The 11858-nt window shown below is 63.3% G+C and carries 12 protein-coding genes; 8 read left to right on the top strand and 4 right to left on the bottom strand.

The features are described 5' to 3' along the window. Positions 1–52: 52 nt before the first annotated feature. The 3 genes from ACM42_RS16765 to ACM42_RS16755 form a co-directional block, all read right to left on the bottom strand. Positions 53–262 carry a cold-shock protein gene (locus tag ACM42_RS16765; protein WP_015686739.1) on the bottom strand — a complete coding sequence of 70 codons (210 nt, stop codon included), beginning with the start codon at positions 260–262 and terminating at the stop codon, positions 53–55. A gap of 259 nt (positions 263–521) precedes the next feature. Then, positions 522–854 carry a DHCW motif cupin fold protein gene (locus tag ACM42_RS16760; RefSeq protein WP_194387789.1) on the bottom strand — a complete coding sequence of 111 codons (333 nt, stop codon included), beginning with the start codon at positions 852–854 and terminating at the stop codon, positions 522–524. Positions 855–922: 68 nt separating this feature from the next. Further along, positions 923–2185 carry an MFS transporter gene (locus ACM42_RS16755; RefSeq protein ID WP_442868932.1) on the bottom strand — a complete coding sequence of 421 codons (1263 nt, stop codon included), beginning with the start codon at positions 2183–2185 and terminating at the stop codon, positions 923–925. A 97-nt stretch (positions 2186–2282) separates the two neighbouring features. On the opposite strand from ACM42_RS16755, the gene ACM42_RS16750 reads away from it, so the two are divergent. After that, positions 2283–2735, top strand: a complete 453-nt coding sequence (locus ACM42_RS16750) for a winged helix-turn-helix transcriptional regulator (protein WP_271528993.1) — start codon at positions 2283–2285, stop codon at positions 2733–2735. 18 nt (positions 2736–2753) lie between these two features. Here the strand turns inward: ACM42_RS16750 and ACM42_RS16745 are convergent, their stop codons facing one another. After that, positions 2754–3125: a nuclear transport factor 2 family protein gene (locus tag ACM42_RS16745; RefSeq protein ID WP_271528992.1), complete on the bottom strand. Its 372-nt coding sequence runs from the start codon at positions 3123–3125 to the stop codon at positions 2754–2756. A gap of 147 nt (positions 3126–3272) precedes the next feature. Between ACM42_RS16745 and guaA the strand changes: the two genes are divergently transcribed. From guaA to ACM42_RS16710, 7 genes are all read left to right on the top strand, one after another. Then, positions 3273–4871: a glutamine-hydrolyzing GMP synthase gene (gene guaA, locus ACM42_RS16740; RefSeq protein WP_271528991.1), complete on the top strand. Its 1599-nt coding sequence runs from the start codon at positions 3273–3275 to the stop codon at positions 4869–4871. A 346-nt stretch (positions 4872–5217) separates the two neighbouring features. Next, entirely contained in the window at positions 5218–6132 is a 915-nt protein-coding gene (locus tag ACM42_RS16735; RefSeq protein WP_271528990.1) for a LysR family transcriptional regulator, read from the top strand. A gap of 165 nt (positions 6133–6297) precedes the next feature. Continuing rightward, on the top strand, positions 6298–7710 hold the full coding sequence (locus ACM42_RS16730; RefSeq protein ID WP_271528989.1) for an MFS transporter: 1413 nt from the start codon (positions 6298–6300) through the stop codon (positions 7708–7710). Between the two features lie 218 nt (positions 7711–7928). Beyond that, positions 7929–8633, top strand: coding sequence for a haloacid dehalogenase type II (locus ACM42_RS16725; protein ID WP_271528988.1), 705 nt, complete (start codon positions 7929–7931; stop codon positions 8631–8633). After that, complete coding sequence (locus tag ACM42_RS16720) at positions 8620–9852, top strand: CaiB/BaiF CoA transferase family protein (protein WP_271528987.1); 1233 nt, start codon at positions 8620–8622, stop codon at positions 9850–9852. The genes ACM42_RS16725 and ACM42_RS16720 overlap by 14 nt, the downstream gene beginning before the upstream one ends. Positions 9853–9865: 13 nt before the next feature. After that, the gene (locus ACM42_RS16715; RefSeq protein ID WP_271528986.1) at positions 9866–10282 is read left to right on the top strand and encodes a PaaI family thioesterase; all 417 of its coding nucleotides are present in this window, start codon (positions 9866–9868) and stop codon (positions 10280–10282) included. Continuing rightward, the gene (locus tag ACM42_RS16710) at positions 10279–11700 is read left to right on the top strand and encodes an FAD-binding oxidoreductase (RefSeq protein WP_271528985.1); all 1422 of its coding nucleotides are present in this window, start codon (positions 10279–10281) and stop codon (positions 11698–11700) included. Before ACM42_RS16715 ends, ACM42_RS16710 begins: the two co-directional genes overlap by 4 nt. Positions 11701–11858: the final 158 nt, after the last annotated feature.

The raw sequence follows: 11858 nt of genomic DNA, 5'->3' as shown, positions 1-11858 counted from the left end.
TCTAACTCTGGCGTTCTGCCGGTACGTCCGTGGTCAGAACGATGCGCGGGCGTTAGCCGACGCGGAGATTGTCAGCCGAGGACTTGCCGCTGCGGCGGTCGGCGACGATGTCGAACGATACCTTCTGGCCCTCGTTGAGGGTCGAAAGGCCGGCGCGCTCGACCGCGCTGATGTGCACGAACACGTCCTTCTGGCCGTCGTCCGGCTGGATGAAACCATAACCCTTTTGGGTGTTGAACCACTTCACGGTGCCCATAGCCATGGGAATTTCCTTTGTTAGAGATGGTACGCACGCGGACCGGTACGCGTCGCTGCGCCCATGATCCTATTCAGTCGATTTTTGGAGAAGTCATCTGAAGCGTGCGCGCCCGTCTGTAACGAAGCGAAGCGGCCCAGTCGTTCGGCCAAGTATCGATGATCACAATATAGCGAGAATTTGGGGCTACTTCAAGGCACCACCCGTGGCTCGGGATGTCGCGCCTCTTTGCTATTTTGCGGTGCAAATGAACCGCCCGGGCGCATCAATCCACGATGAAGAGCGTGGCGCCGGTGGCCGTCGAGGACCGGTGCGCCGCGTCGCCGAAATCCGAGACCTGGTAGCTCATGCCTGCCGTCAGCTTGAATTTGCGCCCGTCGCGCAGCTCGGAGTCGAGCTCGCCCTTCAGCACGTAGAGCACGTGGCCGCGATCGCACCAATGATCGGCGAGATAGCCCGGCGAATATTCCACCATCCGCACCCGGAGATCGCCGATATTGAGCGTGCGCCACTTGGCCTCACCGCTCTCGCCGGGATGCGTGGTCGCCTCGATCCGGCTCCAGTCGGTGACGGTAAAGGGGGAGGTGGGGAGTTTCATGGGGGAAGGATCCTGCCTTGATGCGGTGCATCGCTTGTTAGCGTATGCCGATCTCCGGGTCGTGCACGTTACCTGGGCGGCGAGGGCGTCAGCGCACAGCCGGCCGCCTCTTGCATCCTGCTCGCATTGATGACCCAGACCAGCAGAGCTGCGGCGCTGATTCCGGAACCCAGCATGCAAACGCCGCTCCAGCCCATCATCGCGTACACCATGGTCGCCGCGATTCCGCCAGCCGCGCTTCCGATCGAGTAGAACACCATGTAGCCCCCGACCAGCCTGCTTGCTGCGTCGGGACGCGCGGCGACAATCAGGCTCTGGCTGGTCACATGCACGGCCTGCAGCCCGAGATCCAGCATGATCACGCCTGCGACCACGAACCAGAGCGAGACATGCAGGCAGGCGATCGCGCCCCAGGCGGCGAGCATCAGCATCAGCGACAGTCCGGTGGTGCGTTGGGCCCAGCCGAGATCGGCGAGACGGCCGGCATTGCGCGCGCCGAGTGCTCCGGCGAAGCCGGCGACTCCGAGCAGTCCAATCGTCGTGTGCGACAGCACGAATGGGGGCGCCGAAAGCGGCAGTACGATCGAGGTCCAGAACACGTTGAGATCGGCAAAGATCAGGAACGCAAACAAGGCGCGCTCGCGGAGGATCGGCTCCTCGGCGAACAGCGCCGCCGTCGAGCGCAACAGCGACAGATACGAGGAGCCCGCCATTGCCGCGTGCGGACCGCGGGGCAGGACGCGCAACAACAGGACGGCCATGGCGAGCATGAGGCCGGCCGAAGCCAGGTAGACCGTGCGCCAGCCGCCGATATCGGCCAGCGCGCCCGAGGCGAAACGCGCGAGCAGGATTCCCCCGACGACGCCGCTGGTCACTGTCCCGATGGCGCGGCCCCGGCCGTCCGGCGTCGCGAGCGTTGCGGCAAAGGCGACGAGGATTTGCACGACGACGGCAAGCACGCCGACCAGCGTCAGTCCCGCGAGCAGGACCGCGGCGTGCGATGCGGTGCCGACGACCACGAGTCCGGTCGCTGAGAGGGCAATCTGGCCGGCGATCAGACGTCGGCGATCCCAGAGGTCGCCGAGCGGCACGATCAGGATCAGGCCGAACGCGTAGCCGATCTGCGTGAAGGTCACGACCATGCCGATCGCTGCGGGAGCGATGCCGAGGTCCTGGGCCATCGCGTCGAGCAGTGGCTGGGCGAAGTAGATGTTGGCGACGCTGAGGCCGCAAGCCAGCGCGAGCAGCAGCGCCATCGCGGAAGAAAGCCCGTGCCCGGCCGGCCCGGCACTAGTCTTCGGGTTGCCCCTGGTGAGGTCATGGCTCGTCATCCGTCATCTCCGGCACGGTCTATTTAGTCTCATCATAGGACCAGGTTGCGCGCGGTGGTGTCTAGTCTTATTTTAGAACCAGATTGGAGGCGGGAGCATGAAGCGGACAGGTTTTTCCGAGGCCGACTGCCCGGTGGCGCGCGCGCTCGACGCAATCGGAGACTGGTGGTCGCTCCTGATCGTGCGCGATGCTTTCGACGGGCTGCGCCGGTTCGGCGATTTCCAGAAGAACCTCGGCATTGCCAAGGGCATGCTCAGCACGCGCCTGCGCAAGCTGGTCGAGCTCGACGTGCTCGAACTGGTCCCGGCTGCCGACGGCAGCGCGTATCAGGAATACGCGCTGACGAGGCGGGGACGCGACTTGTTTCCTGTCATCGTCGGTTTGCGCCAATGGGGCGAGGCGCATCTCTATGCGCGCGGCGAGGCGCATTCCGACCTGGTGGACCAGGCAGGCCAGCCGGTTGGGCAGCTGGTGCTGCCGTCGCGAACCGGCCGGCCGCTGACGTGGTCCGACACGAAGGTGCGAAAGGTCGGCGCGCGCAAGCGCTGATGGCGCGGCGCAGACGCATCAATGGGGCAGATGATTCGCCGAGCCCTGCACGATCAGCCCGGCCTCGTTCACCCGCAGGTATTCGCAGATCTTCTTCCCCCGCTCGTTCTCGTAGAACACCACGACGCTGTCCGGGCTGACGAACAGATCGATCAGCGAAAAGTGCAGCTCCGGCAGCAGCCCCAGCGCCTTGCCCCAATAGGCGCGCAAGCTATCCTTGCCGCGCACGGTCCCGCTGGCGTCGAACCCCATCGCGGGGATGCGGTCCGAGGTCATCACGGCCGCCTCGTCATAGAGCGCAAGCACGCGCTCGAGATCGCCAGTATTCCAGGCCTCGACCCAGGTCCGGCCGAGCGCGACGAGCGTTGATGGCTGATGGTGCTGTGACATGGCATTCTCCCTGATCGACCCTTTTCAGAGCGGGTCAATAATAGGTCAATATTACTGACCTATATCCGCTTGTCCATGCCCAAAGAAGCATGTGGGCGCGCAGCGTGCGCGGTTGCGGCCCGGGCCGCGCCAGCGTATCTGCTGGCCATGACAGCAGCACAGAACGACCGCTCCGCGTCGACGCCCTCGGTGGCCTCGGCGCACGACAAGATTCTCATCGTCGACTTCGGCAGCCAGGTGACGCAGCTGATCGCGCGTCGCGTGCGCGAGGACGGCGTCTATTGCGAGATCGTGCCGTTCAACAAGGCCGAAGAGGCCTTCAACGAGATGAAGCCGAAGGCGGTGATCCTCTCCGGCGGGCCAGAGTCGGTGCACGAGGCCGGCTCGCCCCGCGCGCCGCAATTGATCTTCGCCTCCGGCGTGCCCGTGATGGGCATCTGCTACGGCCAGATGACCATGGCCGCGCAGCTCGGCGGCGAGGTCGAGGGCGGCCATCACCGCGAATTCGGCCGCGCCGACGTCGAGGTCAAGGCCGACAGCAAGCTGTTCGAGGACGTCTGGTCATCAGGCAGCAAGAACCAGGTCTGGATGAGCCATGGCGACCGCATCACCAGGATGCCGCCGGGCTTCTCCGTCGCCGGCACCTCGCCGAACGCGCCTTTCGCGATCATCCAGGACGAGACGCGCAAATATTACGGACTGATGTTCCACCCCGAAGTGGTGCACACGCCCGACGGCGCGAAACTCATCCGCAACTTCGTGCGCAAGATCGCCGGCCTCAGCGGCGACTGGACCATGCGCGCCTTCCGCGAGGAGGAGATCGCCAAGATCCGCGCGCAGGTCGGCAAGGGCAGGGTGATCTGCGGCCTGTCCGGCGGCGTCGATTCAGCGGTCGCGGCCGTACTGATTCACGAGGCGATCGGCGACCAGCTCACCTGCGTCTTCGTCGATCACGGATTGATGCGCCTCAACGAGGCCGAGCAGGTCGTCGACCTGTTCCGCCACCACTACAACATCCCGCTCGTGCACGTGGACGCCTCCAGGCAATTCCTCGGCGAGCTCGAAGGCGTCACCGACCCCGAACAGAAGCGCAAGACCATCGGCCGCCTCTTCATCGAGGTGTTCGAGGCTGAAGCCAAGAAGATCGGCGGCGCCGACTTCCTCGCGCAGGGCACGCTCTACCCCGACGTGATCGAGAGCGTCTCCTTCACCGGCGGCCCCTCGGTGACGATCAAGTCGCACCACAATGTCGGCGGCCTGCCTGAGCGCATGAACATGAAGCTCGTCGAGCCCTTGCGCGAGCTGTTCAAGGACGAGGTGCGCAAGCTCGGCCGTGAGCTCGGCCTGCCCGAAATCTTCGTCGGCCGCCACCCGTTCCCGGGCCCGGGCCTCGCCATCCGCTGCCCCGGCGAGATCACCAAGGACAAGCTCGACATCCTGCGCAAGGCGGACGCCGTCTACATCGACCAGATCAGGAAGCACGGCCTCTACGACGAGATCTGGCAGGCCTTCGCCGTGCTGCTCCCGGTCAAGACCGTCGGCGTCATGGGCGACGGCCGCACCTACGACTACGTCATCGGCCTGCGCGCCGTAACGTCAACGGACGGCATGACCGCGGACTTCTACCAGTTCGACATGAAGTTCTTAGGGGAGACCGCCACGCGCATCATCAACGAGGTGAAGGGCGTGAACCGGGTGGTGTACGACGTGACCAGCAAGCCGCCTGGGACGATTGAGTGGGAGTAGGGCATTCGGCTGGTTATGCGCGGTTTAGCGTAGCTTTGGCGTTGTGGGTCTCACTCACATGCAAAGAGAGCTGGTGGTCTCGACTTAACTCGAACGAGCTCGGCGCACCAGCACGTTTTGGCTGGCGGAGTATCTCATCGAACCACAGCGTGCAGAAGGGCTGGAGCTGCTAGAGCCGAGGCGTTCATTTGAGGCCGCCCGCCATTGGCATCGCGCTTACGGCCGCCGATTGTCCTGAAACGTGCGCATTAGATCTCATCGAGTGCGGACATTGACGCCGACTGATCGGGATTTGTATTGTGGATTTTCAAGGCTTCATTATTCGTGATATCAATGATGGCGCGTCATGAACCTAAGATCTGTCGATCTCAATCTTCTGGTCGCTCTGAACGCTCTTCTCACGGACCTTCACGTCACCCGTGCTGCCGACAGGATTGGCCTCAGTCAACCCGCAATGAGCAATGCGCTCTCCAGGCTGCGTCATATCTTCAAGGACGAGCTTCTTGTACGGACAGCCAACGGCATGCAAGCCACGCCGCGTGCGATCGAGCTGGCGGAGCCGGTGAAGCGGCTTTTGCGGCAGGTGGAGCGCCTTCTGGATAGCGAATCCGCTTTCGATCCGACCACCACGACACGTAGCTTTTCCGTGAGGTTGTCCGATCTTCTCAGCCGTCTTCTTCTTCCCGCCGTCGGCAAAACGTTGGAGACGACGGCACCCTTCGCGCAGCTCGACGTCGTGCACTATTCGCCGACGCAAACGGTAGAGGCCCTGGAGAAGGACGAAATCGATCTCGCGATCTCGATGGGTCTCGCGCATTCGAATTCGATCAAGTCGGTCGTCCTGATGAAGGATCGGATGGTGTGCGTGATGCGCGAAGATCACCCTCTGGCGCAGCGCCCCCTTACAATGGAAACGTTTCTGCAGGCGGCGCATCTCAAGGTCTCGATGTCGCCGACAGATCTGCGTTTCGTCGACGACGTGCTCGCCGGGCAAGGGCTGTCCCGCCGGGTCGCGGTCAACGTTCCCCATTGGCTGCTGGTCCCGCATGTGCTGCGGAATTCTGATCTGTTGTCGGTCATGCCCCGGCGCTTGGCCTTCGCGATGGTCTCGGAAGATCTTGCGATCAGAGACCTGCCGTTCGCGTCCGATCCCTTCGAATGGTCCATGTATTGGCACCGAAGGCACGATGGCAGTCAGGACCTGAATTGGTTGCGTTCGATCTTCGTTGATGCCACGCGAGCTCTCCCCGACAGCGACTGAGACGGAGCCGCTCCACCGACCATCTTTCGATAATTTGCGGTAAACGCAGGATTATTAGTCTGCCGAATAGTGGAATAGTGGATTCCGATTAGACGTCGCCATCCCGATCGCCATCCTGCTCCCAAACAATTTCGGTCGATCTCTGTCGACCCTTGGGAGGGATGAATGCAGGTGATTTCGGACGTACAGGTGGCATCGGTCAACGCAGGCGCTCGCCTCGACCGGCTGCCGATTTGCGGCTTTCATTGGCGGATCCTAGCGCTGATCGGCGCCGGGATGTTCCTCGACGCCTTCGACATCTACCTCGCCGGCGGCGTTCTTGGAGCTGTCCTGAAGGAGGGCTGGTCGACACTCGAACTCAACGCGGCGTTTGTCACCGCGACCTTCATCGGCATGACTCTGGGTGCCTGGTTCTCGGGCATTCTGGGCGATCGCTACGGTCGCCGTTTCTCTTATCAGATCAATCTGGCCATCTTCGGCCTTGCTTCGCTGGCGGCGGCGCTTGCTCCGTCCATGCAGGCGCTGATCGTCGCGCGCTTCGTCATTGGGATCGGACTTGGCGCCGAAATTGTCGTCGGTTACGCAACGCTGACCGAATTCGTCCCTGCATCGTCCCGCGGCCGATGGATCGGTATTCTGGCCGTTATCACCAACTTTTCACTTTTCGTCTCGTCGATGGTCGGCTTGTGGGTCATTCCGAGCCTCGGGTGGCGCTATATGTTCGGCCTCGTCGGCGTGCTGGCGATGATCGTCTGGTTCCTCCGGAAGTCGATGCCCGAGTCGCCTCGGTGGTTGGCCGCTAACGGCCGCGGCGACGAAGCCGAGGCGATCCTCGCTCGCATCGAAGCGGAAGCTGCCAAGAAGGGGCCGCTGCCGCCGGTTTCGACTGCGCAGCGTGTGGAAGACGAGGGCGGATCCGTCTGGCGCCTGTTCGCACCTCCTTACCTCGGTCGGACCTTGCTCGGCAGTCTCCTGCACATCGTCGTCGGCTTCAGCCTCTACGGCTTCATTGGCTGGTTGCCCACATTCATGGTGAAGGGTGGCCACAGCGTTGTGTCGTCGCTCGGCTACACGACTTTCATGTCTCTGGGCGGCCCGATCGGATCGCTGATCGGCTTGGCGCTGGCCGATGCGATAGGTCGTAGACCGTCGATCATCGGATCGTCGATCGCGGCGGCGGCCTTCGGTCTCGCGTATCCGTTCATGCCGGACGGCGCTCCGCTCGTCGTGATCGGCTTCCTTCTCGTCACCGCGATCTATGTGATGTTGGCTACCGGCTTCGCCATGCACGTTCCGGAGCTCTTCCCGACCCGCTACAGGCTCCGTGGCACGGCAATCTGCGCGACCGCCGGGCGCGTGACGACGGCATTGGTCCAGTTCGTCGTCATCGCGATCTTCGCGTGGAAGGGGCTCGTCGGCGTGCTGGTGACGCTTGCGGGCATTCTTCTCTTCCAAGCTGTGGTCTTCATGATCTTCGGCTTCGAGACCAAAGGTCGCGCACTTGAGGAAGTCTCGGGCGCGCCGACCGGAACAGAACCCTCGGCCTCGAGAGAGAAGGTCGTCGGTATCGGAGCCTAGCGGACACGGACCACAAGTAGCAGTGGGCCCGAAGAATCCCTTCGGGCTCCTTGCCGTCCAGCCGTTTGCAGAAGCTGTGACCGAACCTGTAGAGCCGCGACGATAGTCATGACATTCACGTCGCGAATGTGCGCAGAAGAACAATCCATTTCGAAAATGGCGGTGGATGCGGTCAAATCCGGATCATCCACTCAGTCAACGGGCAAAGGGAAGAAGCAATGACCGACATCCAGAAGATCAAGGACACCGTGAAGGTCTGCATGTTCGACCAGTACGGCACGGTCGTCGACATGCAGGGCGGCCTCGTCAAGATCGCGACGCCGTTCCTCAAGGAGAAGGGCTGGACCGGTAATCCGAACTCCTTTGTCACCTGGTGGCGCCGCACCCACTTCGAGAATTCGATGATCGACGCGCTGCTCCATCGCGAGCACACGCCGTATCGCGAGATCGGCCACCGTGCAGTCTCCGCGGTCATGGCCCGGGCCGGCATCAAGTACACCAAGGACGAGGTGAAGTACCTTGTGGGCGAGATCGAGAAGCTCGAATGCTTCCCGGAGGTGCCGGCGGCTCTCGCCAAGTTGCAAACCAGGTACAAGCTGGTCGTGCTCTCGAACGGCGACCGCGATATGCTCGAAACCGCCAAGAAATATCACAAGGTCCCGTTCGACAACGTCATCTCCGTCGCCGAGGCGAACTCCTTCAAGCCACACGTCGCGACTTATACGAAGGCCGCCGAGATCCTCGGTCTCAAGAAGGATCAGGTCCTCTTCGTCGCGAACCACGCCTTCGACGTGATCGGCGCCAAGTCGGCCGGCATGCGCACGGCGATGATCAACCGACGCAACCGGCCGTTCGAAGAGACGCCGCACAAGCCCGACATCACGGTCGAGACCATGAAGGATCTGGCGGATGCGATCGTCTAGTACGGAAGCTCTCTCCGGCATCAAGGTCCTGGACCTCTGCCGCGTCGTCTCCGGTCCCTTCGCCACGATGCATCTCGGCGACCTCGGGGCGGACGTCGTGAAGATCGAAGATCCCCGTGTCGGCGACGAAAGTCGCCGCTACGGCCCACCGTTCGTGAACGGGGAGAGCTCGTACTTTCTGTCGGTCAACCGCAATAAGCGAAGCTGCGCGATCGACCTGAAGTCGCCGGCGGGGCGGAATGCGGTGATTGCGCTCGCCAAGGCCGCCGACGTCGTGATCGACAACTTCCGGCCCGGGACCCTCGACAAATGGGGCCTGTCCTACGCTGCGATGAGTGCCCACAACCCCAAGCTCATCCAGTGCAGCATCTCCGGCTTCGGTCGGACCGGTCCGGATGCGAGCCGGCCCGGCTACGACCTGATCCTGCAGGGCGAGTCTGGCGTCATGGACATCACCGGAGATCCGGACGGGCCGCCCATGAAGGTCGGCACTTCCATCGCCGACCTGGTCACCGGGCTCTATGCATCGCAGGCGGTGCTCGCAGCGCTCATGAAGCGCGAGAGGAGCGGCGTCGGCGGACGGGTCGACGTCTCCATGCTGGACGCCATGGCCTCGCTGCTGACGTTCAACGCCGGCATGTACTTCGCATCCGGAGAAAGCCCGAAGCGTCGCGGCAACATTCACCCCACCATCAGTCCCTACGAAACCTTCGAGGCGATCGACGGCTGGTTCAACCTCGGCGTGGCCAACGACAAGTTCTGGTTGCTGTTCTGCGCCGTCATCGGTCGCAAGGACCTCGAAGCCGACCCCCGCTTCGACACGGCGCCCAAGCGGGCGGCGAACCGCGCTGCGCTCGCCGGGATTCTGCGCCCGATCTTCAAGTCCGAGCCGCGCGACCGTTGGCTCGAGATCTTCGGCGGAGCCGGCATTCCGTGCGGCGCGATCAGGACGGTCGGCGAGGTCTGCGAAGCGCCGCAGCTCGTTCAGCGCGACATGGTCCAGACCGTGACGCACAGAGTCGCCGGCGAAGTCAAGTTCGTGGCCCGGCCGCTGCGTTTCGACGACAAGCCTCCCGCGCCGTCCACGCCGCCGCCGACCTTGGGCGAGCACACCCTCGAGGTGTTCGAGAACTGGCTGGGATGGACGCGGAAGGAAGTGTTGGACTTCGCCTCCAAAGGCGCCTTCGGCGATGCCGCGCTGAAGCAGTCGGCCGAATAGGGGAGCAGGACGGATGCAGGAAGCGCAGGTTCGGGAGCTGATCGTGGCGGCCATGGGCGACGGCCGCCACGAATTCGGGTCGTTTTTCCTCTCGCGCTTTTTCGGGATGGCGGTCTCCTACGAAACCGACACCTGCGTCGTCTCTCTCGACGTGAAGCCCTACATGTTCAATCCGCAGGGATCGCTCCACGGCGGCGTACTGGCGACCGCCCTCGACATCTCGATGGGGCACCTCCTCAAGCATCAGTTCGGCGCTGGCGCGACGCTGGAGATGAAGGTGCAGTATTTCGCCCCGGTCCGGAGCGGCCTGGTCACCTGCCGTGCTCGCTTTCTGGAGAAGGGACGCAAGACCTTCTTCCTGCAGTCCGCGGCCCAGGACGGTTCCGGAGAGATGATCGCTCACGCGACCTCGACGTGGAAGCAACTGTGAACGACGTCGTCTCCAGGTTACGGGAGCTGCTCGGCTCCGATTGCATCACCGACCCGGCGCTGGCGGACGGATACCTCTCGGATTGGCGCGGCCTGCTTCGCGGTAGCGCAGCGTGCGTGCTACGCCCCAGAACGACGAGCATGCTCTCGCGCAGCGTTCGGATCTGCCAGGAGGCCGGCGTCGACGTCGTTCCTCAAGGCGGCAACACAGGGCTGGTGGGAGGCTCGACGCCGGACGAAACCGGCCTCCAGATTGTCGTCAGTACCGGCGCCATGAAGAAGATCCGGACCGTCGACACAGTCGACATGTCCGTCATCGCGGAAGCGGGCGCGACGATCGCCGAACTTCAGAGCGCGGCAGCGGAGGCGAACGCGCTGTTTCCCTTGTCCTTCGCCTCGGAAGGCACCGCCACGCTCGGTGGTGCGCTGGCGACGAACGCAGGCGGCATTTCTGCCGTACGGTACGGGAGCGCGAGAGATCTTCTGCTCGGAATGGAGGTCGTACTTCCCGACGGACGGATCTGGAACGGCCTGCGCACGCTCCGGAAGGACAACACCGGCTACGCCCTCAAACACCTCTTCGCCGGTTCGGAAGGAACGCTCGGCATCATCACGGCCGCGGCGATGAAGCTCGCGCCCCTGCCGGTTGGTCGCGAAGTCGCCTTCTGCGCGGTCGAGACCGAGGACAAGGTGCTGGATTTCTGGATGAAGCTGCGCGCGGCCGCGGACGGGAATGTGCGTGCCATCGAGTACCTCTCGGGCTCGTGCGTCGAGCTGGCGAAGCGCGAAGGGCTTCGTTCGCCCGTCGAGAAGGCGGATCACTACGTCCTTGTCGAACTGACTTCGAGCCGTCCGGAAGCTGGTCTGAAGGACATACTGGAAGCGTTCCTCGCCGACAGGCTCGAGGACGGCACCATCGTCGATGCTGCGCTCGCCCAGAGCGGAGAACAACAGAAGCAGATCTGGCGCCTTCGTGAAGACCAGACCGAGGTCCAGAAGAAGGCGGGACGCGACTTCAAACACGACGTCGCTGTGCCGGTGGCAAATGTGCCCGAGCTTCTGCGCCGAAGCTGCGCCGACGTCGAAGCCGGCTTCCCTGATGTGACGGTCGTTCCGTTCGGTCATGTCGGAGACGGCAACATCCACCTGAACGTCGTCCTGCCCGCGGCGCTCGGCGCCGAACGAGCCGCGGAGCAGGGCAGGCAGATCAGCCAGGCGATCTACGATATCGTGCTCTCCCTGGGTGGGACGTTTTCGGCGGAACACGGTATCGGTCGGGCCAAAGTAGGCCTGCTTGAAAGCAAAAGAGATCCAGTCGAGCTCGATCTTATGCGCCGGATCAAGGCGGCGCTCGACGAGGACGGCTCGTTCAATCCCGGCAAGATATTCCGACCATCGCAAATCGAACCCGCAGAATGACCGCTGACGGTATCGGCTGGAAGTCGGCGAAAGCCCAAGGGGAGGCCGTGCCGACTTGGTGTACGTCTAGTGCGTCGATTGATTCCGATTGACGTTGCCCCCAAGTTTTATCCAGACCTGAGTTCGTTCGGGCGGTTGGATGTGCCCATCCGGGCGGT

It is taken from the genome of Bradyrhizobium sp. CCBAU 25338 (genome assembly GCF_028128965.1).
Taxonomy (GTDB): Bacteria; Pseudomonadota; Alphaproteobacteria; order Rhizobiales; family Xanthobacteraceae; genus Bradyrhizobium; species Bradyrhizobium liaoningense.
This window is presented reverse-complemented; position numbering and strand designations above follow the sequence as displayed.

Excerpts from the sequence above, each read along its gene's own strand:
- ACM42_RS16765 (WP_015686739.1), bottom strand. The coding sequence starts at position 262 with ATGGCTATGGGCACCGTGAAGTGGTTCAACACCCAAAAGGGTTATGGT.
- ACM42_RS16760 (WP_194387789.1), bottom strand. The coding sequence starts at position 854 with ATGAAACTCCCCACCTCCCCCTTTACCGTCACCGACTGGAGCCGGATC.
- ACM42_RS16755 (WP_442868932.1), bottom strand. The coding sequence starts at position 2,185 with ATGACGAGCCATGACCTCACCAGGGGCAACCCGAAGACTAGTGCCGGG.
- ACM42_RS16750 (WP_271528993.1), top strand. The coding sequence starts at position 2,283 with ATGAAGCGGACAGGTTTTTCCGAGGCCGACTGCCCGGTGGCGCGCGCG.
- ACM42_RS16745 (WP_271528992.1), bottom strand. The coding sequence starts at position 3,125 with ATGTCACAGCACCATCAGCCATCAACGCTCGTCGCGCTCGGCCGGACC.
- guaA (WP_271528991.1), top strand. The coding sequence starts at position 3,273 with ATGACAGCAGCACAGAACGACCGCTCCGCGTCGACGCCCTCGGTGGCC.
- ACM42_RS16735 (WP_271528990.1), top strand. The coding sequence starts at position 5,218 with ATGAACCTAAGATCTGTCGATCTCAATCTTCTGGTCGCTCTGAACGCT.
- ACM42_RS16730 (WP_271528989.1), top strand. The coding sequence starts at position 6,298 with ATGCAGGTGATTTCGGACGTACAGGTGGCATCGGTCAACGCAGGCGCT.
- ACM42_RS16725 (WP_271528988.1), top strand. The coding sequence starts at position 7,929 with ATGACCGACATCCAGAAGATCAAGGACACCGTGAAGGTCTGCATGTTC.
- ACM42_RS16720 (WP_271528987.1), top strand. The coding sequence starts at position 8,620 with ATGCGATCGTCTAGTACGGAAGCTCTCTCCGGCATCAAGGTCCTGGAC.
- ACM42_RS16715 (WP_271528986.1), top strand. The coding sequence starts at position 9,866 with ATGCAGGAAGCGCAGGTTCGGGAGCTGATCGTGGCGGCCATGGGCGAC.